Genomic DNA, 26,828 nt, shown 5'->3' with positions numbered 1-26,828 from the left:
TACTCGATCACGCCCTGTTCGCGATAACGCGCCAGGTCGCCGGTGCGGTACAGGCGCCCGCCTTCGCTGGAGAACGGGTCCGGCACGAAGCGCTCGGCAGTCAGCGAGGCGCGGTTGTGGTAACCCCGCGCCAGGCCGGCGTGGCCGACATGCAGCTCGCCCGTGCAGCCCTTGGCCACCGGGTTGAAGTCGGCGTCCAGCACGTACATCGACAGGTCCGGAATCGCTGCACCGATCGGGCTGCCCGCCTGTTGCGTGTCGGCAAAACGGATCGGCCGGTAGGTCACGTGCACCGTGGTCTCGGTGATGCCGTACATGTTGATCAGGTTGTCGCAATCCTCGCCGAAGCGCTCGAACCACGGTTGCAACGCGGCCACATCCAGGGCTTCGCCGCCGAAGATCACGTAGCGCAGCGCCAGATCGGCAGTGCTGTCACAGGCCACACGCATCAGCGGTTTAAACGCCGATGGGGTCTGGTTGAGCACGGTCACGCCCTGCTCCACCAGCAACTGGTGGAAGTCTTCCGGCGAACGCGTGGTTTCACGCGGCACGATCACCAAACGACCGCCGTGCAGCAGCGCACCGAAGATCTCCCACACCGAGAAGTCGAAGGCGTAGGAGTGGAACAGCGTCCAGACATCCTGCGGGCCGAAACCGAACCAGGCATCGGTGGCCTTGAACAGGCGCAGCAGATTGTGGTGCGGCAGCAAGGTGCCTTTCGGCTTGCCGGTGGAGCCCGAGGTGTAGATCACATAGGCCAGGTTGTCCGGCTGAGTCAGGTGCTCGGGGTTTTCGTCGCTGTAGCCGGTGAGATCATCTTCCAGCTTCAGGCTGCGCACGTGCGCCGGCACGGGCAGATCGGCCAGCAAATGGCCTTGAGTCAGCAGCAACTGAATGCCGCTGTCTTCCATCATGTAGCTCAGGCGATCCTGCGGATACTCCGGGTCCAGCGGCACATAGGCGCCACCGGCCTTGAGGATCGCCAGCAGGCCGACGATCATCTCGAAACCGCGCTCCACCGCGATGCCCACCAGCACATCCGGCCCCACGCCCTGCGCACGCAGCTTGTGCGCCAGGCGGTTGGCACGGCGGTTGAGCTGGTCGTAGCTCAGCGCCTGGCCGGCAAAGGTCACGGCGATCGCTTCAGGCGTACGCGCCGCCTGCGCTTCGATCAGCTCCTGGGTGCAAGCCGTAGTTGGATAGCTGGCAACCATCTGCTGGTCTTCCACTGGCAGGCTAAGCGCACCCAGGGCACGCCGACCATCAGCCGCCAACTGCGCGAGCAGGTGCTGGAAGTGCCCCGCCAACTGGTCGATGGCCAGCTCGCTGAAGCACTGGCGATCAAAACTGAAGCTCGCCTCCAGGCGCTCACCCACCTGTACCACCAGGGTCAACGGGTAGTTGGTCTGTTCCTGGTTCTGCACCTCGCCGAACTGCAGGCCTTGCGGCGCGCCCTGTTGCAGCGCCTCGGCAACCGGGTAGTTCTCGAATACCAGAATGTTGTCGAACAGTGCTTCGCCGCTCCAGCCGGCCCAGCGCTGGATCTCGTACAACGGCGTGTGCTCGTGCTCGCGCAGGGCCAGGTTCAGCGCCTGCACCTGCTGCACCCAGTCGCCGACGGTCTGTTCCGGGCGCGGGCTGGCGACCACCGGCAAGGTGTTGATGAACAACCCCAGCTGCTCCTCGACGCCCGCGAGCTCCGCCGGGCGACCGGCCACGGTGGCGCCGAAGGTCACGCTGGCCTGGCCGGTGTAGCGTTGCAAGAGCAACAGCCACGCGGCCTGGACCAGGGTATTGAGGGTGACCCGCTGCTCCCGGGCGAAGTCCGCCAACTGCTGGGTCTGTTGCGGCTCGAAGCACAGCGCCAGGCTGCCATGCCCTTGCCCCTGGACCGAGGACTTGAACGCCTGTACCAGTCGTGTTGGCTCGTCCAGCTCGGCCACCTGGGCGCGCCAGAAGGTTTCGCTGGCCTGCTGGTCCTGGCCTTGCAGCCACTGGATATAGTCGCGGTAGCGGCTGGTCCTGGCGCTCGGGGCGACGCCGCTGTAACGCTGCAGCACCTCGCCGAGCAGGCGCGAGCTGCTCCAGCCGTCCATCAGGATATGGTGGCTGGTGTAGATCAGGTGATGGCCGCCGTCAGCCGTGCGGATCAATGTCAGGCGCAGCAGCGGGCCGCTGGCCAGGTCGAAGCCAGCCTGGCGCTCGGCCTGGGCCACGGCGTCCGGATCCTGGGCCTGGTCGAGCTCGACGAACGGCACCTGCACCTGGCGCCGTACCACTTGCACAGGCAACGGCAGGTCCTGCGGGAAGCAGCTGCGCAGCACTTCGTGATTGTCCACCACCGCCTGCCAGGCCGCGCGGAAGCGCGACACGTCCAGCCCCTGCACGTTCACGCGCAGCTGGTTGATGTAGTTGCCCGCGTCCTGCTCGTAGAGGCTATGGAACAGCATGCCCTGCTGCATCGGCGACAGCGGATAGAGGTCTTCGATGTCCCCGGCCGCCAGCGGCAGGCTGTCCAGTTGCGCCTGGGTCAGCTCGGCCAGCGGGAAGTCCGATGGCGTGACACCCTGGTGCGGCGCCTGGGCGCAATGCTTGACCAATTCGGCAAGCACCTGCTCGTAGCGGCGCGCCAGGGCTTCGATGGTCTCTGGGTGGAACATCTCACGGCTGAAGCTCCAGTCCAGCTCCAGCTCGCCCTGGTAGACCTGGCCGTTGATGCCGAGCCAGTTGCCCAGTGGGCTGTCCAGGCCCTGTGTGGCGCCACTGCCCTCGCTGGCCGGGGTGAACAGGGCACCTTCAACCTCTGCGAAGCTGCCGTCGAACTGGCCCAGGTAGTTGAAGGTCACCCGTGGCTGCGGCAATGCCGCCAGACGCTCGCGCAGATCGGGCTCGCCGAGATAGCGCAGCACACCATAGCCGATGCCTTTGTTCGGCACCGAACGCAGTTGTTCCTTGATTGCGCACAGCCCCTCGCCAAGCCCTTGGGCCGGTGCCAGGCGTACCGGGAACAGGCTGCTGAACCAGCCGACGGTGCGGCTGAGGTCCAGTTCCGGGAACAGGTCTTCGCGGCCGTGGCCTTCGAGCTGGATCAGTACCGAATCCTCTCGGGTCCAGTCGCACAGTACCCGTGACAAGGCCGCCAGCAGCAGGTCGTTGACCTGGGTGCGGTAGGCGGCGGGTGCCACCTGCAGCAGCTTGCGGGTCAAGGTTGCGTCCAGGCGTGACGAGGCATGAGCGACGTGACGAGTGGTCTGGGCGCCCGCCGGGTTATCGCGGGGCAACTCGCCGCCAGCGGCTTCAAGGCCGCGCAGCCAGTGTTCGGCCTCGGCCAGCAGTTCCGGGCTGCGGGCATAGGCGCCAAGGCGCTCGGCCCAGGCCTTGAGCGAGCTGCTCTTGGCTGCCAGCGTCACGGCCTTGCCGGCGGCCAGGGCCGTGTAGGCCAGTTGCAGGTCTTCCAGCAGTACCCGCCAGGACACACCGTCGACCACCAGGTGGTGGATCACCAGCAGCAAGCGCTGCTGGCCCTCGGGCAGTTCTACCAGCAGCGCCCGCAGCAGCGGCCCCTGGGCCAGGTCGAGGCTGCGCTGGGCCTGCTCGGCCAAGGCCGGCAGCTCGGCCAGGTCACTCAGTTGACGAACCAAGAGGATATCGTCGGCCTTGGTGGGCTGGAATTCGGCCTGCCAGGCCTCGCCCTGGGTGAAGCGCAGCCGCAAGGCGTCGTGCTGAGCGACCAGCGCCTGCAATGCGCCTTGCAGGTGGTCAGCGCCAAGGGCCTGGTTCGGCTTGAGCAGCAAGGCCTGGTTCCAGTGCTGGCGCTCGGGGATAGCGGTTTCGAAGAAGCGCGCCTGGATCGGCAGCAATGGCATCGAGCCACTGACCTGCTCGGCCGCCACGGCCTTTTTCTCGATGCGCTTGGCCACCGCCGCCAGCTGGCCGATGGTCTGTTTCTCGAACAGCTGCTTGGGGCTGAGCTTGATGCCCTGGCGCTTGGCCCGGGCGATGATCTGCAGGCTGAGAATCGAGTCGCCGCCGAGCTCGAAGAAGTTGTCGGTGCTGCCGACCTGGTCGAGCTTGAGCACCTCGGCCCAGATGGTCGCCAGGGCCTCTTCGATCTCGCCGACCGGCGCGGTGTACTGACGCCGGGCGACGCCCGGCGCCGGCAAGGCGCGCTTGTCCAGCTTGCCGTTGGCGGTCAGCGGCAGGCGGTCAAGGACCAGGACCTGCGCCGGCACCATGTAGTCCGGCAGCCGATCCTGCAGTTGCTGGCGCAAGGCTTCACCCTGCAGCCCCTGGCCCACGCACCAGCCGACCAGCTGCAGACGGCTTTCGTCGCCTTCCACCGGCTGCGCCAGGACCACCGCCTCGGCGACCCCGTCCAGCCCTCGCAGTACCCGTGCCACCTCGGCCGGCTCGACGCGATAACCGCGCACCTTGACCTGGTCGTCGGCGCGGCCGATGAATTCCACTTGGCCCGAACGATTGCGCCGCACCCGGTCGCCACTGCGGTACAAGCGCTGGCCAGGCCGCGTCGGGTCCGGCAGGAAGCGTTCGGCGGTCAAGCCCGGCTGGCCCAGGTAACCCTGGGCCACGCTGGCGCCACCGATGTACAGCTCACCGGCGACCTGATCGGCCACCGGGTTGAGCACATCGTCGAGCAGCAGCACATGGGCGCCCGGCAAGGGCTCACCCACCGGCACGGCACGGGCGCCCTCAGCGAGCGCGGCCACTTCATGGGTCAGCACGCCAACCGTGGTCTCGCTCGGGCCATAGTGGTTGATCAGGCGGCAGCCCGGCTTGAGCCGGCGTACCTGCTCCACCAGGGCTGGCGTGCAGGCCTCGCCACCGACGATCAGTGCATGCTCGGGCAGCACATCGGCGGGGTTGCCGGCTTGCAGCAACGCCGCCAGGTGGCCGGGGACGATCTTCAGCACACCGACCTGGTGTTCGGCCATGTAGCGGGCGAAGGCGTCCGGGTCGAAGCCCAGCGCCTCGGGCAGTACATGCAGCAGGCATCCGGAACACAGGGCACCGAACAGCACGGTGTGACCGAGGTCGGCGGCGATGGTCGAGACCAGCGCCATGCTCGCCCCCGGCGCAGGCGCCAGGCGTTCGAGCAGGCCGGCGACGTAGCTGGCCAGGGCGCCATGGCTGACCAGTACGCCCTTCGGCTGACCAGTGGAGCCGGAGGTGTGGATCACATAGGCCGGCGATTCGGCCCACAACGTGAGCGCCGGCGCGTTGGCCGGCAGGTCCTGCCATTGTTCGGGGACATAGGCCAAGGTCAGGCGATCGGCGGCGGCCAGGCTGGTCAGTCGCGCATCGCCGGCGGCGCACAGCAGCACCTTGGCTTGTGCGGCGTCGAGCATCTGCCGCAGGCGCGTTTCAGGCGCCTTGGGGTCCAGCGGCATGTACACGGCGCCAGCCTTGAGGATGCCAAGCATGCAGGTCAGCCAGTCCAGCGAACGCTCCATCAGCACCGCAACCGGTTGGCCGCTGACCACACCCTGCTGTTGCAGGTGATGGGCCAGGCGGTTGGCGGCCTGGTCCAGGGCGGCGAAGCTCAGGCTGTGCTCCAGGCTGCAAGCGGCAAGCGCCTCGGGCTGCCGGTGCACCTGCTGCTGCCAGTGTTCCAGCACCAGCGCCGGCACCTCACGCTGCGGCGCCTGCTCGCTGCGCAGCGGCGCGGCCAGGCGGTGCAGCGGCAACTGCGGGGCGTCGAGCAGCTGGCCCAGCAACTCGATGAAGGCCGGAATGAAGGCTTCGACGGTCGAACGCTGGTAGAGGTCGCTGGCGAAGGTCATTTCGCCATGGATCAGCTGGCCGTCGTCGGTGATGTCCAGCGCCAGGTCGAAGTGGGTGCCGACCTTATCCAACGGGTACTCGGCGACACTCAGGCCCGGCAAGGCCAGCGAGCGCTGGCGCTGCATGCCGACGTTCTGGTTGAACTTGACCTGGAACAGCGGGTTGTGGCCGAGGTTGCGCTCCGGCACCAGTGCGTCAACAAGTTGCTCGAACGGCAGCTCCTGGTGCGCCTGGGCGCCGAGCACCGCTTCGCGCACCTGGGCCAGCAGGTCATCGAAGCTCAGGCGCTCGTCCACCTGGCAGCGCAGCACCTGGGTGTTGACGAAGAAGCCGATCAACCCCTCGACCTCGGCACGGCCGCGGTTGGCGTTAGGCACGCCGATGCGGATATCGCGCTGCCCGGCCTGGCGCGACAGGAACAGCGAGAAACCGGTCAGCACCAGCATGAACAGGGTCATACCCTGGGCGCGGGCGTAGCCGCCCAGGCGTCGGGACAGTTCAGCGCCGAAGTCGAACACCAGGGTCTGGCCGTCGAAGCTCTGGGTCAGTGGTCGCGGGTAGTCCGCGGCGACCTCCAGCAGCAGTTGCTCCTCGCCCAGTTGCTGGCGCCAGTAGTCGAGCTGGCGCTCGCCTTCCCCGGCCTCCAGCCAGCTGCGCTGCCAGATGGCGTAGTCGGCGTACTGCACCGCCAACGCCGGCAGCTGCGGCGCCTGGCCCTGGCTGAACGCCTGGTAGCTGTGCACGAACTCCTTGACCATCACATCCATCGACCAGCCGTCGGAGACGATGTGGTGCATGCACACCAGCAGCACATAGTCCTCGGCCGCCAGCCGGTACAGGGTGGCACGCAGCAGCGGGCCGTGCAGCAGGTCGAACGACTGGTGACTGGCCTCGCGCACCCGCGTGGCCAGCTCGGCCTCACGCTGGTCAGTGGCGATGGCGGTGAGGTCGACCTGTTCCAGGGGCACGGCCAGATGATCGAAAATCACCTGGCGCGGCTGTTCGCCCTCGACCTGGAACACCGTGCGCAGCGCCTCGTGGCGTGTCGCCAGGTAGTCGAATGAGCGCTGCAGTGCTGCCACATCGAGCCGGCCGCTCAGGCGCAGGCCAGCAGCCATGTTGTACGCCGCGCTGTGCGGCTCCAGCTGCCAGAGGAACAGCAGGCGCTGCTGGGCGAAGGACAAGGGGATGCTGGCGAAGTCGTGCCGGGACTCGACCACCGGCAACAGGCTGAAGTCCTTGCTGTCCTCACGCAGCTTGGCGAGGAACTGCCGGCGCTGCTCCAGGGGCAGGCTGACGAACCGTTTCGCAATGCGTACCGCCATGTTGCCACTCATGCCTCAACCCCTTCCAAGGAACCCAGGAACGCGTCCATATCCGCCCAGTCATCATCCGTATCGCCGCCCTGCAGCCGCGCCAGCTCGGCGGCCAGGTCACCCAGCGCCGGTTGTTCGAACAGGCTGCGCAACGGCAGCACCAGGCCCAGCTGATCCTTGATCCGCGCCAGCACCTGGGCGGCCAGCAACGAGTGCCCGCCGAGTTCGAAGAAGTGATCGTCCAGGCCAACCTTCGGCACGTTCAGCACCTGCATCCAGATCTGCGCCAGTTGTTGCTCGACGGCGCTCTGCGGCGCCCGGTACTCGGCCTGCAGCGCACTCGGGTCCGGCGCCGGCAGGGCTTTGCGGTCCAGCTTGCCGCTGGGCGTGAGGGGCAGGCGCGGCAACAGCAGCAGGTGGCCGGGCACCATGTACTCGGGCAGGCGGGCCTTGAGCAGGCTGCGTACCTGCTGGCGCAAGCGCGCCTGTTCGGCGGCATCCTGTTCGGCGGCGTCAGGCACCACATAGGCAACCAGTTGCAGGCCGCCGGTCATCGGCAAGGCCAGCACCACCGCTTCGCGAACCCCCGGGCACTGTTGCAGGCGCGCCTCGATCTCGCCGAGTTCAATGCGGAAACCGCGCACCTTGACCTGGTGATCGACGCGGCCGATGTATTCGATGGCGCCATCGCTGCCCAGGCGCGCGCGGTCGCCGGTGCGGTACAGGCGTTCGCCCTGGGCGAACGGATCGGCGACGAAGCGCTGGGCAGTCAGTGACGGCTGGCCGTGGTAGCCACGGGCCAGGCCCGGGCCGCCGATGTACAACTCGCCCACCGCGCCCTGGGGCAGCAGTTCGAGGTCATCATCGAGGATGTACAGGCGACGCTGCGCCAGACCCTGGCCAATGGGGATGCCACGCCAGGACACTGCCTCGTGGCCGAGCCCGGTGCAGTCGTGAATGGTCGAGACCACCGTGGCCTCGGTCGGACCATAGGTGTTGAGCAGCCGCACATGGCCCAGCCCTGCCAGTTGCCACAGGCGCAGCCCGTCCACCGCCATTGCCTCGCCGCCGACGTGGATCTGGCGCAGCGCGCCGTAGCTGGCCGGCGGACGCGCGGCGAAGTCCTGCACCAGCCAGTACCAGTAGGCGGCCGGCAGGTCGGCGAGAGTCACCCCGTGCTCGATCAGCACTTCGTGCAGGGCGGCGCTGTCCCACAGGCGGGTATCGCGCAGCACCACGCAGGCGCCATGGCACAGCGGCGGGAAGAACTGCTCGACGAAACCATCGAAGCTGCTGGTGGCGAACTGCAGCACCCGGTCGCCTTCGCGCAGGTCGCTGTAGTCGATGGCGCGGGCGATGAACTCGCTCAAGGCGCCGTGGCTGATCGCCACGCCCTTGGGCCGGCCGGTGGAGCCGGAGGTGTAGATCACATAGGCCAGGTTGTCGGGCACGACGGTCAGCGGCAGGTCAGCGGCCGGCTCGTCCGCCAGTGCCAGCTGGTCCAGGCACAGGCAACGCACTGCCTCCCGCGCCGGCAAGCCAGGCAACTGCCCGGAAGTGGTCAACAGCCACTGCAGGCCGCTGTCCTCGAGTACATGGTCCAGGCGCTCGGATGGGGCCTGCAGGTCCAGCGGCACATAGGCGCCACCAGCCTTGAGCACGGCCAGCAGGGCCACGGCCAGGTCCAGCGAGCGATCCAGGGCCACGCCGACCAGGCTGTCGGGGCCAACGCCCTGGCGACGCAGGAAATGGGCCAGGCGATTGCTCCGGGTGTTGAGCTCGGCATAGCGCATCGACGGCGCCTCGGCGCCATTGGCCAGGATCAGCGCCAGGGCCTCGCCGCTGCGCGCGGCCTGGGTTTCGAACAGGCGCTGCACCGGCTCCCACGGCGCCACATCGGCCACCGGGCACAGCAACGCCTGGCGCTCGGCCTCAGCCAGCATCGGCAGCTCGCCCAGGCGCTGGCGCGGATCGTTGCACACCGCGCGCAGCAGGTTGCGCCAGTGGCCGGCCACGGCACTGATGGTGGTTTCATCGAAGATATCGGTGGCATAGGTGAAGGCGGCGAACACCTGCTCGCCCTCCTCGCGGGTATCGAGCATCAGGTCACTGGTGGCCGCATGCTGGCGGCGGCTGCCGGCCAGTTGCTCGGCGCTCAGGTAGCCCACGCGCAGTCCGCAGTCCAGGCGCACGTCCTTGAGGTCGGTGACCAGCGGCTGGTGGTTGAACATCACCTGGAACAGCGGCGTGTGGCTTTGGCTGCGCTGGGGCTGCAGGGCTTCGATCAGCGCGTCGAACGGCAGGTCCTGGTGCGCCTGGGCACCGACCGAGGCCTGGTGCAGGCTGCGCAGCAGGTCGCTGAACGGCGTCTGCGCGGTGAACTGGCTGCGCAGCACCTGGGTATTGACGAAGAAGCCGACCAGCCCCTCGGTTTCGCTGCGGTTGCGGTTGGCGATCAGGCCGCCGACGCGGATGTCGGCCTGCCCGCTGTAGCGGTACAGCAGGGTCTTGAACACCGCCAGCAGCACCGTGGAGAGCGTCACGCCGTGCTGCTGGGCCAGTTGCTTGAGATCTTCGCGCAGGCCAGCGTCGAGCACCAGCTCCAGGCGCTCGCCCAGATGGCTGGGCTGGGCCGGATAAGGCCGGTCGGTCGGCAGCTCCAGCAACGGGTGCTCGTCGCCCAGCTGATCGCGCCAGTAGTCCAGCTGGCGCTCGTGCTCACCGGCCTCCAGCCAGCTGCGCTGCCACAGCGCGTAGTCACGGTAGTGCACCTTGATTTCCGCCAGCGCAGGCTCGCGCCCCGCCACCAGGGCGTCGTAGCTACGCATGAACTCGTCGATCAGGACGTTCATCGACCAGCCGTCGGCGATGATGTGATGCAAGGTCAGCAGCAGTACATGCTCCTGGGGCGCCAGACGCAGCAGGGCGATGCCGAACAGCGGGCCGCGCTCGAGGTCGAAGGCCTGGGTCGCCTGGGCCGCCATCTGCTGGTGCGCGCGCTCCCAGCGCGTGGCTTCGGGCAGATCGGCCAGGTCGAACAGCTGGATGCCTACCTGCGTTGGCTCGGCTACCCGCTGCACGGCGCGCTCGCCGTCCTGGGCGAAGGTGGTGCGCAGGCATTCGTGGCGGCCGACCAGCAAGGTGAAGGCCCGTTCCAGTGCCTGGACCTGCAGCTCGCCTTCCAGGCGCACGGCCATCGGCAGGTTGTAGGCGGCACTGTGGGGTTCCAGCTGCCAGAGGAACCACATGCGCTGCTGGGCGTAGGACAAGCCGTCGCGCTCGCTCAGGCCGACACAGGACGACATGGGCAACTGCGCGAAATCGATACCCTCGCGTCGCATCCCTTCGAGGAACAAGCGACGCTTGTCCAGGGGCAACTCGATGAAACGGCGGGAAAGTTTCTGGGCGTCTGCGGCATTCATGTGTGGGGTCCTTGCTGATCGGCGGCGCGACCGGAAGGTCCGGGCGCATCAACAAGAACGAATGGGCGGGGGGATGATTTAGCGGGTATCGAGCCTGAAAAGCCTGGGGCTGCGCGGCAGCCCCAGCCTCGACAGGTCAGGCCTGGTCCAGCGAGTGCCCCTCGGCCATCGCCACGATCACCTTGCGCGGGCCTTCGAACGGCGCGCGGGCATGGGCGGCGAGCATGTTGTCGAGCATCATCACGTCGCCTTCCTGCCAGAGGAAGCTGATCTTGCAGTCCTCGAGCACCGCACGGATCTCTTCGAGCACTTCATCCTCGATGGGCGAACCGTCACCGTAGTAGACGTTGCGCGGCAGGTCTTCCTCGTCGACGATGTCCAGCAGGCTTTCCCGCACCTCGGGCGGCAGGTTGGAAACATGGAACAGGTGCGCCTGGTTGAACCAGACCTTGTCGCCGGTGACGGGATGCTCGGCCACCGCCTGGCATACCTGGCGCGTGCGCAGCTCACCGTCATCCTTCCATTCACAGGTGATGCCATGGGCCTTGCAGTAGGCCTCGACCTCCTGCGGATCCTCGGTATTGAACACATCCTCCCAGGACACATCCAGCCCGTTGCCAAAATTGCGCACGTACATCAGGCCCTTGCTGACGAAGCGCTCGCGAATGTGCCCCGGTACCCTGCGATAGACCTCGCGACTGTCGGCAATCGGCGTCTGGCCGCCGGACTTTGCCGCGATCATGCTGTAGAACCAGATCTTCATCGGCCAGTCGCGCGAGTACGCCTGCTCGTTGTGCAACGGGATGTGCTGGTGCGCCGGATACTCGGTGGAGGTGTAGACCCCCTGGGTGACGTTGGTGCGCGGCGTGGAGCCGAACTCGTAGTTGAGCAGCGGATGGCCGAAACTGGCGGCGAACTGACGGAATTGCTCGGCGCCCTCCAGGCGGAAACCGCGGAACAGGATGCCGCCATCGCGCAACAGGTGTTCGTCCACCAGCGCCTTGAGCTCATCGAACACGTCCAGCAGGCTGGTGTCGTCGTCACCGGCCTCCACCAGCAATGGCAAACGTCCCTGCTCCGGCAAGAGCGGACGCACTGTAAATCCCACAGCAACACCCATGACGGGCCTCCTGTACACACCTAAGGAAAAGGGAGCGACGGCCCAGGGGCACGCTCGCATCCGGTGATAGGGGGACGTTTCGGGAAGACGGCAAATTAGTCCCTGCGCAGGAACCTGGACCAACAGGCAGGGCAACCTGGAAACACTTGCTTGCAATTACCCCATCAGGTTTTGCCCTGCTCATGCGTCTCTTTCTGATACGGCCGGGCAATCCGCCCCTTAATTCGCCATTGACACTGTGTACCCATGTCGAAAAAGTCACGCTCGAAAATCTGGTTCCTCGTGCACAGCTGGCTGGCGCTGCCCATCTGGTTCTTCGTGCTCATCGTCTGCGTCACCGGCACCCTGGCGGTGATCAGCAAGGAGATCGTCTGGCTGGCCAATCCGGAAACCCGCGCCAATCCGCCTTCGGATGACGCCCGGCGGTTGTCCTACGACGAGCTGCTGGCGGCCATGCAGCGCGACGAGCCCGGCATCGCCGTGGCCAGCCTGATGACCCTGAGCGAGTCGCACTTCGCCATGCTGTCGGATGTCACTTACCCTGACGGCCTCACGCTGAGGGTCTACGTCAACCCCTACACCGGGCATATCCAGGGCGTTCCCCCGCAGTTCAACTTCGAGGAATTCACCCGCGCCCTGCACGGCTGGTGGCTGGTGCCGCACACCAATGGCTACAGCTGGGGCTGGTACCTGGTGTCACTGCTCGGGCTGCCGATGCTGGCTTCGCTGGTCACCGGCCTGGTGATCTACAAACGTTTCTGGAAAGGTTTCTTCAAGCCAACCTTGCGGTTCAATCAGGGCGCGCGGATCTTCTGGGGCGATTTCCACCGCCTGAGCGGCATCTGGTCGATCTGGTTCATCGCGGTGATTTCCATCACCGGCACCTGGTTCCTGATCAAGGCCCTGCTCGCGGACAACCATATCGCCATCTCCAGCCAGCCCATCGTGCCGGTGGTGGCACGGGAGACGGTGCCACTGACTGCCGACGGCAGTCCGACGCCGATGATCAGCCCGGACGAGGCCGTCAGGATCACCCAGCGCGAAATCCCGGGCTTCACCGTCGACTACGTCGGCTTCCCCAGCAACGCCTATGCCCATCTGAGCATCGGTGGCATGAGCTGGTATCCACTGGTGTACCAGAAAGCCGAGATCAACCCTTATACCGGCAAGATGGAAGCCAGCCGCCTGCTGGGCGATCGCAAGGCGGTTGAAATCGTCACTGAGTCCATGCGCCCGTTGCACACCGGCGAGTTCGCCGGCCTGACCACCAAGCTGATCTGGTTCTTCTTCGGGCTGCTGCTGAGCATGATGGTGCTCAGCGGCCTGCTGATCTGGAGCAAACGTACCGCCCTGGCCACCGCCAACGCGCTCAAGCGCAGCCAAAAGCAGGCGCGCACGGCCAAGCAGCCGGTTGCAACGGAGGTCACGTCCAGTTCTTGAAACATTTTCTTTCATTTGCTTTGGCAGCTTTCTGATTCTCATTCGTCCTTACTTATGCAGCCCTCCAGGTTGAGCACAGACTCGACCGTATTTTTTTATGCAGAAGACCGACCGATGGCCCGACAATCGAGAAAGAAATCCAATTCCAAGCTGTGGTTTCTGGTGCACAGCTGGCTTGCCCTGCCGATCTGGTTCTTCGTCCTGATCGTCTGCTTCACCGGCATGCTCGCGGTGGTCAGCCAGGAAATCGTCTGGCTGGCCAACGCCGACGTGCGCGCCAGCAAGCCCGACGACGACAGCCAGCGCCTGAGCTACCAGCAAGTGCTCGACGCGATGCACAAGGCCGAACCGGACCTGGCGGTGCGTTTCTTCAGCCAGCCGGACGGTTCGCACTTCGCCCTGCAGGCCTCGGTGACCCGCGCCGACGGCACCAACGCGCTGCTCTACGTCAACCCGTACAGCGGGGCCATCCAGGGCCAGCGCCCGGACTTCGACTTCGAAGCGTTCACCCGCGCCCTGCACGGCTGGTGGCTGGTGCCCTTCACCAACGGCTACAGCTGGGGCTGGTACCTGGTGTCGCTGCTCGGGTTGCCGATGCTCGCCTCGCTGGTCACCGGGCTGGTGGTGTACAAGAAATTCTGGCGCGGCTTCTTCAAGCCCGTGCGCACCGGCCATGGCCGGCGGATCTTCTGGGGCGACCTGCACCGCTTGGCCGGCGTGTGGTCGATCTGGTTCATCGCGGTGATCTCCATCACCGGCACCTGGTTCCTGATCCAGGCGATCCTCGGCGACAACCACATGACGATTTCCAGCGAGCCCGTCACGCCGGTGATCGCCCGCCAGCAGGTCCCGCAAACCCCCGACGGCAGCCCGGCGCCACGCATCGACCTGGACGAGGCGGCGCGCATCGCCACCCAGGCGGTCCCTGGCCTGGACGTCAGCTTCATCTCGCTGCCCGCCACTGCCTACAGCCACTACAGCATGGGCGGCCGCGGCTGGTACCCGCTGATGTTCCAGACCGCCGAGGTCAACCCCTACACGCGCAACGTCGACGCCCAGTTCCTGCTCGGCGACCGCTCGGCCCTGGAGTTCGTCACCGAATCCATGCGCCCGCTGCACACCGGTGACTTCGGTGGCCTGGCGATCAAGCTGATCTGGTTCTTCTTCGGCCTGGTGCTGACCCTGATGGTGTTCAGCGGCCTGCTGATCTGGACCAAACGCACCGCCCAGGCCACCCGCGCCGCCCTCAAGCGCGGCGAACGCCCGGCGCGCCCAATCACCCTGGAGGCCCACTCTTGAGCCAGACCGACACCCTGCCGCCCAGCGGCCTGAAGCAGCTGTGGCTGAAATGGCGCTTCCACCTGAACATCCTGCTGATCCTCGTGCCGCTGGGCTTCATGCCCAAGTACTTCGCCGACGCCAGCCTGTTCCGCGGCGACAGCGGCCTGGGCGCCAACATCATCCAGGACGTCCAGGTCGGGCGCTGGACCCTGGACCTGGCCGAGCTGCGCGACGAAGCCCCGCGTGCCGAAGGCCCGGCCGGCTACTTCAAGGCTTTCAACGCCGCCTGCGGCAACTGCAACGACGGCGCCAAGGCCATCTACCTGCGGGTGGGCAAGCCGCGCAGCCTGCGCGCCGCCGGCACGATCTTCTTCGGCGCGCCAGCGCGCATGGGCACCTCGCTGCCGATCCCGCCACGCACCCGCCCCGACGCCGACATCTGGATCACCATCGAAGGCTGGGACGGCAAGATGTACCAGGCCTCGGTGCCGCTGGCCAAGGCATCCCCCGCCACCGCGGCCTGGCTTGAAAAACAAGGAGGCAACAAATGAAACAGCTGATGCGCAGGCTGGCCCTGCCCCTCTTGGCCCTGGCCGCCACCCCGGCGCTGGCGCACAACCCCATGTGCGAGTGCACCGAGCACGGCGAGCAGATCACCTGCAAGGGCGGTTTCTCCGACGGCAGCGGCGCACCGGGGGTGACCCTGGACGTGATCGGCTACGACGAACAAGTGCTGGTGGCGAGCAAGCTCGGCGATGACTCGACCCTGACCTTCAAGCGCCCCGACGGCGAGTTCTACGTGCTGTTCGACGCCGGCCCCGGCCACGTGGTGGAAGTCGACCACGCCGACATCGGTGCGCCATGAGCCGCGCCCAGGTGGTGCGCCCGGCCGGTGCCGGGCACGAGACCCTCTACGTGCTGCTGGCCGCCGTGCTGATCGTGGTGCTGGCCGCAAGCGTGGTGGCCGTGCGCGGCGAACGCGAGGATGAACAGGCCATCGCCGCCCACCAGCTTGACGCCCGCCGCGACCTCAATGCCGCCGAACAGGGCATCCACACCGACCTGTGGGTGGCCGTCGAGGAGATCCGCGCACTGCGCGAGGACAATGGCGTCGCCCCGGATGCCCAAGCCCTGGCCGACGAGGGGCTGCCACCCTTCGTCAGCGACGCCAGCAGCCAGAGCCGCGGCAGCCACCAGTGGTCGTTGTTGGCCAACGGTGCCTACCTGGGACGCAGCCAGGACGCCCAGGTGGCCGGCAGCTTCCTGGTGATCCTGCCAGCCGCCAGCGATGCCCAGCCGGATGTCTGGCTGCGCCGCGACAGCACCGCCCTGCCCCCGGACGCGCTGGACAGCGATGCGCTGATCGCCGCCGGCTGGCAGCAGATCGTCACCCACTACGACGCCGGGGTCACCCGCCAACACCGTCACTAAGGACCTGCCCATGCTCCGCTTCGCCCGCCACACCCTGGCGCTGCTCCTGGCCTGCGCCCTGCCCGCCCTGGCCCTCGCCGACAACGGCAAGCCCCTGCGCATCGGCATCACCCTGCATCCCTACTACAGCTACGTGAGCAACATTGTCGGCGACAAGGCCGAAGTGGTGCCGCTGATCCCGGCCGGTTTCAACCCGCATGCCTACGAGCCGCGCGCCGAGGACATCAAGCGTATCGGCAGCCTCGATGTGATCGTGCTCAACGGCGTCGGCCACGACGACTTCGCCGACCGCATGATCGCCGCCAGCGAAAAGCCCGACATCAAGACCATCGAGTCCAACGCCAACGTGCCGCTGCTGGCGGCCACCGGCATCGCCGCCCGCGGCGCCGGCAAGGTGGTCAACCCGCACACCTTCCTGTCGATCAGCGCCACCATCGCCCAGGTCAACAACATCGCCCGCGAACTGGGCAAGCTCGATCCGGACAACGCCAGGTTCTATACGCAAAATGCCCGTGCCTACGCCAAGCGCCTGCGTGGCTTGCGTGCCGAGGCCCTGGCCAAGGTCACCCAGGCGCCGGACGCGACCTTCCGCGTGGCCACCATTCACGCCGCCTACGACTACCTGGTGCGTGACTTCGGCCTGGAGGTCACCGCCGTGGTGGAGCCTGCCCACGGCATCGAGCCGAGCCCGGCGCAGTTGAAGAAGACCATCGACCAGCTCAAAGCCCTGGACGTGAAGGTGATCTTCTCGGAGATGGACTTCCCCTCGGCCTATGTCGACACCATCCACCGCGAGTCCGGCGTGCGCATCTACCCGCTCACCCACATTTCCTACGGCGACTACACCAAGGAGAAGTACGAGGTGGAGATGAAGCGCAACCTCGACACCGTGGTCCAGGCCATCCAGGAGAACCGCACGTGACCGCCGCCGCCAACTTCACCAGCGCCTGCGGGCCGCGTATCGAGTTCGACGGCATCGACCTCACCCTCGGCCGCACGCGCATCCTCGAAAACGTGCGTTTCAGTGTCGCCCCGGGCAGCGTGCACGCCATTGTCGGCCCCAACGGCGGCGGCAAGAGCTCGCTGATCAAGACCTTGCTCGGGCAGATGCCGCACCAGGGCCAGCTGACCCTGCACTGGCCCGGCGAGCGCGAGGTGATTGGCTACGTGCCCCAGGCCCTGGAGTTCGACCGCGGCCTGCCGATGACCGTGGACGACTTCATGGCCGCCATGTGCCAGCGCCGTCCGGCGTTCCTCGGCCTGTCGCGGCGCGTGCGCCCGGAAATCGACGCGGCGCTGCAACGGGTGGGCATGCTCGACAAGCGCAAGCGGCGCATGGGCGCCCTCTCCGGCGGCGAGCGCCAGCGCGTGCTGCTGGCCCAGGGGCTGATCCCCGAACCGCAGCTGCTGGTGCTGGACGAGCCGATGTCGGCCCTCGACGAGGCCGGTATCCAGGTGTTCGAGCAACTGCTGCACGGCTGGCGCCAGGCCGGCACCACCGTGCTGTGGATCGAGCACGACCTCGAAGCGGTGCTACGCCTGGCCGACCGCGTCACCGGGCTGAGCCGCCAGGTGCTGTTCGACGCCCCACCCGCCCAGGCCTTGACTCCCGAGCGCCTGCTCGGACTGTTCTCCGTCCACCCGCGCAGCGAGAGCCTTGCCTGATGAGTTTCGAAACCTTGCGCCAGCTGGTCCAGGACTGGGCCACAGCTGGCTATCTGCCGGAGGCACTGGCCTACGGCTTCGTGGTCAACGCCCTGCTGGCGGGCGTGATGATCGGCCCGGTACTCGGCGGCCTGGGCACCCTGGTGGTGGTCAAGCGCTTTGCCTTCTTCTCCGAGGCGGTCGGCCACGCCGCGCTCACCGGGGTGGCCATCGGCATCCTGCTCGGCGAGCCCTACACTGGCCCGTACGGCAGCCTGTTCGGCTACTGCCTGCTGTTCGGCATCCTCCTCAACTTCCTGCGCAACCGCACCGGCCTGTCGCCGGACACCCTGATCGGCGTGTTCCTCTCGGTGTCGCTGGCCCTGGGCGCAAGCTTGTTGTTGATGCTGGCCGGCAAGATCAACGTGCACATCCTCGAGAACGTGCTGTTCGGCTCGGTGCTTACCGTCAGCGCCCAGGACCTGCTGGTGCTGGGCATCGTCGCGGTGCTGGTGCTGGCGCTGGCACTGCCGTTGTACAACCGCATCATGCTGGCCAGTTTCAACCCGCAGCTGGCGGCGGTGCGCGGGGTGGCGGTGAAGACCCTGGACTACCTGTTCGTGGTGCTGGTGACCCTGGTCACCGTGGCCTCGGTCAAGGTAATCGGCGCGATCCTGGTCGGCGCCCTGCTGGTGATCCCGGCGGCGGCGGCACGGCTGGTCAGCCAGTCGCTCAAGGGCTTCTTCTTCGTCTCGGTGATCATCGCCACCCTCAGTACGTTGCTCGGCATCCTGCTGCCGATCGTCTTCGACCTGCCGGTGCCCTCGGGTGCGGCGATCATCCTGGTCGCCGGGATCTGCTTCGCCCTCGCCGCCCTGGCCCGCGCCCTCGTCCCACGCCTGCAAGGAAACCCGGCATGAACCTGAAAAAACTCACCCTGGCCCTGGCCCTGAGCGGCCTGCCGCTGCTGGCGGGCGCCACCGAAGTACTGACCACCCTGCCGGTGACCCACAGCCTGGCCAGCGCCTTGCTCGAGGGAACCTCGGTGCAGCTCAAGCGCGCCGCCCCGGCCAACCTGCCGGCCAGCCGTCAACCTTCGTATTTCAGCGGCCGTGGTGGCGCCAGCCTGCAGAAGGTGGCGCAACAGGCCGACGCGGTGATCGGCGTGCGCTCGATCTGGCGCGACGACCCGCTCTACCCCATGGCCCGGCGCAGCAATATCCGTATCGTCGAGATCGACGCCGCGCGCCCGGTGGACGGCGCCCTGCCCGGCATCGCGGTCAAGGGCGACGAAGCCTTCGCCGCCTACCCCTGGCTCAACCCAACCAACCTGGGGCGCATGGCTGACGTGGTGGCCAATGACCTGGAGCGCCTTTCGCCGGCGGACAAAGCGAAGATCCAGGCCAACCTGGCCGGTATCAAGCGGCAGATGCTGGAGCTGACCGCCAACAGCCAGACGCGACTGGCCGAGGTCGACAACCTGACCGTGGTCAGCCTGTCCGAACGCCTGGGCTACCTGGCCAGCGGACTGAACCTGGACGTGGTCGAGCAGGTGCTGCCGGCCGACGACAAGTGGGACGAGGCGGCGCTCAAGGCCTTTGGAGACAACCTCAAGGCGCAGGACGTGGCGCTGGTGCTGCACCATCGCCAGCCCGATGCCAAGGTGGCCGAAGTGATCGCCGCCGCCGGGGCGAAGCTGCTGGTGGTGGAGAGCGACGCGGACGATACCGTGGCCGGGCTCAAGGCCAGTGTCGAACAGGTGGTCAAGGCGCTCGGTCAGGGCTGATCGCCATGGGAGCGGGCTTGCACCCGCGATTGCAATGCCGGCCCTATCGCGGGGCAAGCCCGCTCCCACGCTGCGACAGCTTCAGCGCTTCATGCAATGCTGATAACGCTCATCCACCCTGCCGGCAAACCACGCCGTGGTCAGCTTGCGGGTGATTTTCGGGCTCTTCAGCTCGATCCCCGGCAGCACCGCCCTTGGCAAGGGCTTGCCAGCCTTGGCTTCGGCCAGGGCGAAGACCTTGTGGTAGAGCTCGGTCTCCTCCAGCGCCAGGTCATTCTCTTTCTCCAGCTGCGCCCTGATCTGCGGATTGCGCAGCCCCAGCTTCGCCCCCAGCTTGCGCGCCGCCTGCTCGGTGGTGCCGGGCATGATCGCGCCGGGGGCGATCAGGTCGCCGTCGAGCGCCAGCGGCACCCCACTGGCCCGGCTCAGCGCCGCCTGGAACGCGGCGTTGCGGCTGGCGTACCAACCCGCGTTGAAGTCGGCGAAGCGGTACAGTTGGCGCTGGTAATGGGTGGGGTAGCCGAGCAGATGGGCAATACCGAAGTACATCCCGCCACGGCGACTGAACACCTCCTGGCGAATGCTGCCCGGGTGGTCGTAGGGATAGCCCTTGGCGTGCTGCTCGGCAAAATCCACGCTGACCTGCATCGGCCCGCCGGTGCGCACCGGGTTCAGCCCGCCCAGCAGCGAACGCCCCAGCGGCAGGCCACCGATCACCTCGTCGTACAAAGCGCTGAGTTGCTTTTCGCTGCGCACGGCGAGCAGGCGTTGCTGGTAGGTCTTGCCGTTGGCCGAAGGCGTGCTCAGGGCGCCATCGACCAGCAGCCGGGGCACATGCAGCCGAGCCGCCCGGCGGTCGATCTCTTCCCGGGCGATGCGGCCCAGGTTTGGCACTTGAGGGTCGGCATTGAAGGTGGACTCCTGCTCGGTCACCGCCAGCACGGCGCACAGGTTGCTCTTGCTCGGGCTGATGCCCTGGGCCTGAAAGGCCACCTGGATATCCTCGGCCCAACCCTGGCGGTCCTTGACCTGGGCCGGCAGCAGGCGCATGAGCTGGGCGCGGACCTTGGCCGGGTCGGCCTCCGGCGCCTCTTCGCGGCGCCCCGCGCAGCCCTGCAGCAGGCCCAGTGCCAGCAGCCCGAAGGCCAACAGACGCCCGTTCAGAGTTGCTCCCCCACCAGGTAGGTCTTGCTGATCTGGCGGAACAGCGGATGGCTGGAGCTGCCCAGCAATTCGAACAGCACCATCTCGCGGGTGACCACCTGCGCCCCGGCATCGCGCATGCGCGCCAGACCCGCCGCCTTGCTGGCCGGGGTGCGGCTGTCGCAGGCATCCTCGACCACGAACACCTGCTTGCCCAGGGCCAGCAGGCCGAGCACGGTCTGCAGCACGCAGACATGGGTCTCCATGCCACAGACGATCACCTGCTCGCGCGCCAGCAGGCTGGGCGGCAGGCACTCGGCGGCGACACAGGAAAAGTGCATTTTCTCGACGATCTCAGCGGCTGGCGCAGCGGCCTTGAGCGCAGCCAGGGTATGGCCCAGGCCCTTGGGGTATTGCTCGGAGATCACGGTGGGCAGCTCCAGTTCGGCGGTTGCCGCGAGCAGCCAGCGGGCGCGGGCCGTAGTGCCCTCGGGGTCGCTCATGGCGCCGATGAGTTTTTCCTGGATATCGACTACCAACAGCGTGGCCTTGCGAGGATCGATCAGCATTGTCAGCCTCATGCCTGGGGAAAAGGGTAGCCTTACCCAGGCGTGGGATGACGTCAATCAAAGCAGCATCTGGGCAAGTTGCCGGTGCCGGTGCCGGTGCCGGTGCCGGTGCCGTTGCCGTTGCCGTTGCCGTTGCCGTTGCCGTTGCCGTTGCCGTTGCCGTTCAGGAGTCTAGCCTCATACCCCATTAGCGACAGCTGCGTCAGCCCAGGCGCCCGTAACTTCGCGACTTCAGGAGGCCGAACGCAGGTCTTGCGCAGGGAGGTGACGGGCATGTTTGACTTTGACTTACACAGCGTGTGTTTTGAAAGTTTTATGCGCATTCATTCGCCATGTCGACGCACAGTCACCTTTTCGCCTTTACGGCGACCTCCTTTTCTCTTGGGAAAAGGAGGCAAAACCGTTCGGCTCCGTTCATACGGCCCCTACGCTTCGCTCCGGGGTCCCCTCACTCCGGGCTCGCTCCGGGAGGACGCGCCGACGGGCCATCCATGGCCTGATCGGCGCTTGACGGGCATCCATGCCCGTCACCTCCCTACGCAAGCCCTCCGTTCGGCCTCCTGAAGTCGCAATTTGTGTCGCCTGAACTATCGCGCGCTTAGAAGCAAGATCAAGTGCAGAGCAAGTGCAGATATTTTGGTTTATGAGTGGGTGAAGTGTTGTTCTTCATTACGCCATCGCGGGTCAAGCCCGCTCTCACGTTGAATTACATAGTTAAACTATCGTGGAAGCAGGCTTGCCCCGCGATGGTGATCTAGAGTTCCCACGATGGTAACTAGCGACTAGCTGCGTTAGTGCAGGCGCCGCCCGTACCTTCGCGACTTCAGGAGGCCGAACGCAGGTCTTGCGCAGGGAGGTGACGGCATGGATGCCCGTCAAGCGCTGCGCCCCAGGATGGGGCGTTCAGCGCGGTCCTCCCGGGAGCAAGGCCGGAGTGAGGGGACCCGGAGCGAAGCGGCGGGCCGGATGAATGGAGCGAGGATTTTTTGGTTCCTTTTTGATAAAAAGGGACCCGCCGTAAGGGCGGAAAGGTGACTAAGCGTCGACATCGCCAATGAATGCGCATACAACTATCAAAACAATTAACCAAACTCAGGAACGAAAAACCGAAAAACCAGGACAACCTAACCCATCTCCCACAGCAAGGCCCCACCCACCATGTTCCACCGCCTGGCCGCCGACACCCTGGTCCTGCTCCACCTCTCGTTCATCCTGCTGGTCCTGTTCGGCGGCCTGCTGGTGCTCTGGCGCCGCCGCGCCCTGCTGATCCACCTCCCCGCACTCGCCTGGGGCCTTGCCGTGGAAGGCCTGCACCTGGAGTGCCCCCTGACCGACTGGGAAAACCACTTGCGCAAAGCCGCCGGCGACGCCGGCTACCACGGCGGTTTCGTCGAGCACTACATCTGGCCCGTGATCTACCCCGCCGGCCTGACCCCACAGATCCAGCTGTGGCTGGGCACCATCGTGCTGGCGCTCAACCTCGGCATCTATGCCTGGGTGCTCTGGCGCTTAACGCGTGGCCACCACAAATAGCCGCGGGAACGGCAACAACACCCGACCGTCGCTGGCCGCCGGGTAGTCATGCTGCATGGCCTGCAGGTACAACTGCAGAAAACCCGCCTGCTCCTGCTCATCCAGCCGCGCCAGGTAAGGCCGCAACGCAGAGCCCTTGAACCACTCCACCACCGCCTCGGCACCACCGATCAAGGGGTGGTGATAGGTGGTGCGCCACACATCCACCCGCGCGCACAAAGGGCTGAGCAAATCGTAATAAAAACCTGCGTTGTGCCGCGGCAGCAGGCTGAAGTCAGCGAACTTGTCGGCCCAAGGTCCTTGGCTGGCAATCTCGCGCAAGCGGCGGTGAGCCGGCTCGTCGAGGTTGTCCGGCGTCTGTACGGCCAGGCTCGCACCCTCGTTAAGCTGCCGCACCAGATGCGGATAGAGGCTGGCATGGTCCGGCACCCACTGCAGCGAAGCGTTGGCAAGAATCAGGTCCTGGGGCACCTGGGCCGCCCAGCCGGCGATCTCGCCAATCTCGCAACGCACCCGTGGAATGCTCAACCGTGGCCGCTGCCGGGCCTTGTCGACCATGTCCGGATCGCTGTCCAGGGCGACGACCTGCGCATCGGGGCAACGTTGCAGCAACACTTCGGTGGAGTTGCCCGGACCGCAGCCAAGGTCGGTGGCGTGGCGCACCGGGCGCGTCGGCACGGCGGCAAGCAGGTCGCGTACGGCGCGAGTGCGTTCGTCTTCGAACAGCGAATACTGGGTGGCGGACCAGGACATGGGACACTCCTTGTAGGGCAATTGCGTGCAGCATAAGCCATGTCGGCCCCCCACAGCGTAGGGATGATCCGATTGGCGCAGGCTAAAACGGAAACGGCCGGTCCCTTGACGGGTACCGGCCGTTGCGCGCGGCGCTACCGCAGTCAGTGACGCTTGGCGGTACGCATCTGGTGCACCACGCCCATGGCCACCACGATGGCCGCGGCGATGCCGGTCGAGATCACCAGGATCTGGTAGTCAGGCATGAAGGCCATGGTCACCAGCGCCGCCACGATGAACACGATCACCAGGTAGGTCAGCCACGGGAACAACCACATCTTCAGGCGCACTTCCTTGCCCTCGGCCACCAGCTTGCGACGCATGCGCAGTTGCGAGAAGGCGATCACCAAGTACACCAGCAGGGCGATCATGCCGGTGGTGTTCATCAGCGTTTCCAGCACGTCTTTCGGGCGCAGGGTGTCGCTGAAGTTGATCAGCGCGCAGAACACCGCCACCAGGCACGAGCCGATGATCGCGTTCACCGGTACGCCGGTGCCGGTGCGGGTGAACTTGAACAGGCGCGGCGCATCGCCACGCTGGGCCAGGGAGAACAGCATGCGCGAGGCGGTGTAGTGGCCGGAGATCAGGCAACTGCTCACCGAGGTCAGCACCACGAAGTTCATCAGCAGCTCGGCATAGGGCACGCCCAGCAGCTCCAGGGTGCGACGGTAGGCACCATAACCGGAGACGCCCAGGTGCGGGTCGTTCCACGGCACCAGGCAGACGATCAGGAAGATCGAGCCGACATAGAACAGGCACACCCGCCAGACCACCGAGTTGGTCGCCTTGACGATCTGGGTGGCCGGGTCCTTCGCTTCGGAGGCGGCGATAGTGACGATCTCGGCGCCGAGGAAGGCGAACATCACCCCCAGCAAGGCGCCGATCACCGTGGTGATGCCGTTGGGCATGAAGCCTTCGGCGGTCAGGTGGCTGATGCCGCGCACCTCGCCGAACTGCCAGACGTTCATCACCGCGGCGGTGCAGACCACCAGGAAGCAGACGATCGCCACCACCTTGATCAGCGCGAACCAGAACTCGAACTCGCCGTAGTGCTTGACGTTGAAGAAGTTGACGGTGATCAGCAGCAGGGTCGTGGCCAGCACGAACACGTTGACGCTCACGTCCGGGAAAAATCCGTGCAGGATCTTGCCCGCCACGTAGGCCTCCCAGGCCATGAGGATCACCCAGTACCACCAGTACAGCCAACCGATGGTGAAACCGGCCCAGCGGCCAATGGCGCGGTCGGCATAGGTGGAGAACGAGCCGGTGTCCGGCGACGAAGTCGCCATTTCACCCAGCATGCGCATGATCAGCACCACCAGGATGCCGCCGGCCAGGTAAGCCAGGACAGCGGCCGGGCCGGCGCTGTGGATCACGCTGCCGGAACCGACGAACAAGGCGCCGCCGATCACCCCGGCGATGGACATCATCGTCAGGTGGCGCGACTTGAGCGAGGCACTGAGCTTGCTCTCGTGCCCATCCTTCGCGGTGGTGGATGTGGATGTTGCGTCCATCAGTTATTTACCCCGTGCTTCTTTTTATCCAAGGAAAAACTGTGAAACCCCGATGGTTATCGGTCTCACCTGTACATCAGTGCTACTGCGGGCAGGGAGGTGTGCGCGAGCACACGCAGGCCATCCGTGGCGGCCTGCTTACGCGGCCAGAGGCGACCCTCTGGACGAACTGAACCATGCTGGGGACGGACGAGCAGCGTCCGGCCAGGCGGGAAGAAGGTGCGAGGCGGACCTCGACGGTAAAGCAGCGATGTTGTGATTATTCATGGCGCTGTCATGTGCTGTGTTGGCTATATCTGACACGTAATGTAAAAATGTCGAACACATTGAGCCATGCACAGCGGCATGAAAAACGCACTGCACTGTACAGGCCGCCGATGCAATACACCCGCTGTGCCCCGCAGGCGCCTGGCGTCCCGCACACCTGAAGGCCCCCGAATGCTCCAGCTACATCCGGACTCCTCCACCCCGCTGGTCAACCAGATCATCGACGGCTTGCGCGCGCTGATCGACGACCAGACCCTCAAGCCCGGGGCGAAGGTCCCGTCGATCCGGGCGTTCGCCTCGACTTACTCGGTGAGCACCTTCACTGTGGTCGAGGCCTACGACCGCCTGGTGGCCCAGGGGTTGCTGGTGAGCAAGGGCAATGCGGGGTTCTTCGTCAATCGTGCGGCCAACGAGCTGTTGGACAAGCACAGCGTCGAGGCCGATACCAGCCGCCCCACGTTCAACTCGGAGTGGTACCTGCAGCAGATCTTCGAGATCCGCCAGTTGCCGTTCAAACCGGGTTGCGGCTGGCTGCCCAACGACTGGATGTACGAAGAAGGCTTGCGCCGCGGACTGCGCCAGGTCGCCGGTAGCCCGCTGGAGCTGTCCGGCTACGGCGACCCCATGGGCCTGCCGGAGTTGCGCGCATTGACTGCACAGAACCTGCAGCAGGAGCTGTCGATCGTCGCCAACCCGGCGCAACTCATGCTCACCCACGGTGCCAGCCAGGCCCTGGACCTGGCCGTGCGCACCCTGGTGCGCCCCGGCGACGTGGTGCTGGTGGACGACCCCGGCTACCCCAACCTGATGAGCATCCTGCGCACCCAGGGCGCCACCCTGGTGGGCGTGCCGCGCACCCCGGCCGGCTACGACCTCGACCAGCTCGAGCGCCTGCTGGCCCACCACCGCCCCACGGCGTTCTTCACCCAGCCGCACCTGCACAGCCCGACCTGCTCGCGCACCCCGCTGGCGCAGTTGCACCGCCTGCTGCAGCTGGCCAGCCAGCATGGCTTCCGCCTGGTGGAGAACAACCTCTACGCCGACATGATCGCCGACCCGCAGCCCTGCCTGGCGAGCCTCGACCACCTGCAGCAGGTGGTGTACGTGGGCAGCTATTCGAAAAGCATCTCGCCCAATGTGCGCGTCGGCTACCTGCTGGCCAACCCCGAGCTGACCCAGCAACTGCTGCACCTGAAGATGCGCTCGGGCCTGACCACCTCGCAGGTGATGGAGCGGGTGGTGTACGCCGCGATCATCGACGGCCGCTGGCGCAAGCACCTCAAGCGCCTGCGCCAGCGCCTGGCCGAGGCGCACCAGGAAGTGGGCCGGCACCTGCATCGGCTGGGTTTCGAGCTGTTCATCGAGTCAGACGAAGGGATGTACATCTGGACCCGCCATCCGGCCATCCCCGACAGCGCCGCGCTGCTCGACGATGCGCTGGAGAAAGGCATCATGCTCGGGCCCGGGCAGTTGTTCATGGTCGATGCCAAAGCTACCGGGTGGATGCGCTTCAACGTGGCGTTCAGTACCGACCCGGCGATGTGGGAGTTGCTGGAGAAGGTGTTGGTGAAGCATGTACGCCGGGGTGGGATGTAACGATACTTCCCACGCATTGCATGGAACTAACGACTGATCACTACAGTGTATTAATTCCATAAAAAACTGACCTTGCTTACAGGCCAATGGCGCCTGCGTTTCATGGGCCAGCACTTCCAGATTAACGAGTCCTTTTGAAAGCCGAACACTCTCTAACCCGCTCCATTTTCGG

At 66.2% G+C, this 26,828-nt stretch carries 19 protein-coding genes; 11 read left to right on the top strand and 8 right to left on the bottom strand.

Annotation, left to right across the window (positions count from 1 at the left end; all coding sequences use genetic code 11):
• The 3 genes from DFS21_RS22190 to DFS21_RS22180 all read right to left on the bottom strand — a co-directional run.
• On the bottom strand, window positions 1-7,139 hold a 7,139-nt coding region (locus tag DFS21_RS22190), incomplete at its 3' end, for a non-ribosomal peptide synthetase (RefSeq protein WP_111533134.1).
• A complete protein-coding gene (locus tag DFS21_RS22185; protein WP_111533133.1) occupies window positions 7,136-10,540 on the bottom strand; it encodes a non-ribosomal peptide synthetase in 3,405 nt (1,134 codons plus the stop codon). The genes DFS21_RS22185 and DFS21_RS22190, both read right to left, overlap by 4 nt.
• Before the next feature lie 136 nt (window positions 10,541-10,676).
• Window positions 10,677-11,660 (bottom strand): TauD/TfdA family dioxygenase, encoded by a 984-nt coding sequence (locus tag DFS21_RS22180; RefSeq protein ID WP_111533132.1) that lies wholly within the window; start codon window positions 11,658-11,660, stop codon window positions 10,677-10,679.
• Window positions 11,661-11,906: 246 nt separating this feature from the next.
• Between DFS21_RS22180 and DFS21_RS22175 the strand changes: the two genes are divergently transcribed.
• The 9 genes from DFS21_RS22175 (at window position 11,907) to DFS21_RS22135 (ending at window position 19,242) form a co-directional block, all read left to right on the top strand.
• A complete protein-coding gene (locus DFS21_RS22175; RefSeq protein WP_111533131.1) occupies window positions 11,907-13,100 on the top strand; it encodes a PepSY domain-containing protein in 1,194 nt (397 codons plus the stop codon).
• Window positions 13,101-13,214: 114 nt separating this feature from the next.
• A complete protein-coding gene (locus DFS21_RS22170) occupies window positions 13,215-14,399 on the top strand; it encodes a PepSY domain-containing protein (RefSeq protein WP_111533130.1) in 1,185 nt (394 codons plus the stop codon).
• The gene (locus DFS21_RS22165; RefSeq protein WP_094012606.1) at window positions 14,396-14,932 is read left to right on the top strand and encodes a thiamine pyrophosphate-binding protein; all 537 of its coding nucleotides are present in this window, start codon (window positions 14,396-14,398) and stop codon (window positions 14,930-14,932) included. The genes DFS21_RS22170 and DFS21_RS22165 overlap by 4 nt, the downstream gene beginning before the upstream one ends.
• On the top strand, window positions 14,929-15,246 hold the full coding sequence (locus DFS21_RS22160; RefSeq protein ID WP_028692195.1) for a hypothetical protein: 318 nt from the start codon (window positions 14,929-14,931) through the stop codon (window positions 15,244-15,246). The genes DFS21_RS22165 and DFS21_RS22160 overlap by 4 nt, the downstream gene beginning before the upstream one ends.
• Complete coding sequence (locus DFS21_RS22155) at window positions 15,243-15,812, top strand: DUF6162 family protein (protein WP_111533129.1); 570 nt, start codon at window positions 15,243-15,245, stop codon at window positions 15,810-15,812. The genes DFS21_RS22160 and DFS21_RS22155 overlap by 4 nt, the downstream gene beginning before the upstream one ends.
• A gap of 10 nt (window positions 15,813-15,822) precedes the next feature.
• The gene (locus DFS21_RS22150) at window positions 15,823-16,734 is read left to right on the top strand and encodes a metal ABC transporter substrate-binding protein (RefSeq protein ID WP_110703808.1); all 912 of its coding nucleotides are present in this window, start codon (window positions 15,823-15,825) and stop codon (window positions 16,732-16,734) included.
• Window positions 16,731-17,477 (top strand): metal ABC transporter ATP-binding protein, encoded by a 747-nt coding sequence (locus DFS21_RS22145; RefSeq protein ID WP_110703810.1) that lies wholly within the window; start codon window positions 16,731-16,733, stop codon window positions 17,475-17,477. The genes DFS21_RS22150 and DFS21_RS22145 overlap by 4 nt, the downstream gene beginning before the upstream one ends.
• Window positions 17,477-18,376, top strand: a complete 900-nt coding sequence (locus DFS21_RS22140) for a metal ABC transporter permease (RefSeq protein ID WP_110703812.1) — start codon at window positions 17,477-17,479, stop codon at window positions 18,374-18,376. The genes DFS21_RS22145 and DFS21_RS22140 overlap by 1 nt, the downstream gene beginning before the upstream one ends.
• Window positions 18,373-19,242 (top strand): metal ABC transporter solute-binding protein, Zn/Mn family, encoded by an 870-nt coding sequence (locus DFS21_RS22135; protein ID WP_110703814.1) that lies wholly within the window; start codon window positions 18,373-18,375, stop codon window positions 19,240-19,242. Before DFS21_RS22140 ends, DFS21_RS22135 begins: the two co-directional genes overlap by 4 nt.
• Window positions 19,243-19,323: 81 nt before the next feature.
• Here the strand turns inward: DFS21_RS22135 and DFS21_RS22130 are convergent, their stop codons facing one another.
• The 3 genes from DFS21_RS22130 to DFS21_RS22120 are packed head-to-tail and all read right to left on the bottom strand — an operon-like array spanning window position 19,324 to window position 21,277.
• Complete coding sequence (locus DFS21_RS22130; protein WP_371926912.1) at window positions 19,324-20,406, bottom strand: DUF1615 domain-containing protein; 1,083 nt, start codon at window positions 20,404-20,406, stop codon at window positions 19,324-19,326.
• Window positions 20,403-20,954, bottom strand: coding sequence for a hydrolase (locus DFS21_RS22125; RefSeq protein ID WP_111533128.1), 552 nt, complete (start codon window positions 20,952-20,954; stop codon window positions 20,403-20,405). The genes DFS21_RS22130 and DFS21_RS22125 overlap by 4 nt, the downstream gene beginning before the upstream one ends.
• 53 nt (window positions 20,955-21,007) lie before the next feature.
• Window positions 21,008-21,277 (bottom strand): hypothetical protein, encoded by a 270-nt coding sequence (locus DFS21_RS22120; protein ID WP_256591497.1) that lies wholly within the window; start codon window positions 21,275-21,277, stop codon window positions 21,008-21,010.
• An 835-nt stretch (window positions 21,278-22,112) separates the two neighbouring features.
• Between DFS21_RS22120 and DFS21_RS22115 the strand changes: the two genes are divergently transcribed.
• Complete coding sequence (locus DFS21_RS22115; protein ID WP_110703820.1) at window positions 22,113-22,487, top strand: DUF2784 domain-containing protein; 375 nt, start codon at window positions 22,113-22,115, stop codon at window positions 22,485-22,487.
• On the opposite strand, the gene tam is transcribed toward DFS21_RS22115, so the two are convergent.
• Both tam and DFS21_RS22105 read right to left on the bottom strand, forming a co-directional pair.
• A complete protein-coding gene (gene tam / locus DFS21_RS22110; protein ID WP_256591496.1) occupies window positions 22,464-23,261 on the bottom strand; it encodes a trans-aconitate 2-methyltransferase in 798 nt (265 codons plus the stop codon). The genes DFS21_RS22115 and tam overlap by 24 nt on opposite strands.
• Before the next feature lie 122 nt (window positions 23,262-23,383).
• The gene (locus DFS21_RS22105; protein WP_046856038.1) at window positions 23,384-24,793 is read right to left on the bottom strand and encodes an amino acid permease; all 1,410 of its coding nucleotides are present in this window, start codon (window positions 24,791-24,793) and stop codon (window positions 23,384-23,386) included.
• Between the two features lie 438 nt (window positions 24,794-25,231).
• Here DFS21_RS22105 and DFS21_RS22100 point away from each other — a divergent pair, with 438 nt between their 5' ends.
• Window positions 25,232-26,656, top strand: a complete 1,425-nt coding sequence (locus tag DFS21_RS22100) for a PLP-dependent aminotransferase family protein (protein ID WP_110703822.1) — start codon at window positions 25,232-25,234, stop codon at window positions 26,654-26,656.
• Window positions 26,657-26,828 lie beyond the last annotated feature (172 nt).

Origin of the sequence: Pseudomonas sp. 2848 (genome assembly GCF_003253945.1) — a bacterium.
Taxonomy (GTDB): domain Bacteria; phylum Pseudomonadota; class Gammaproteobacteria; order Pseudomonadales; family Pseudomonadaceae; genus Aquipseudomonas.
This window is presented reverse-complemented; position numbering and strand designations above follow the sequence as displayed.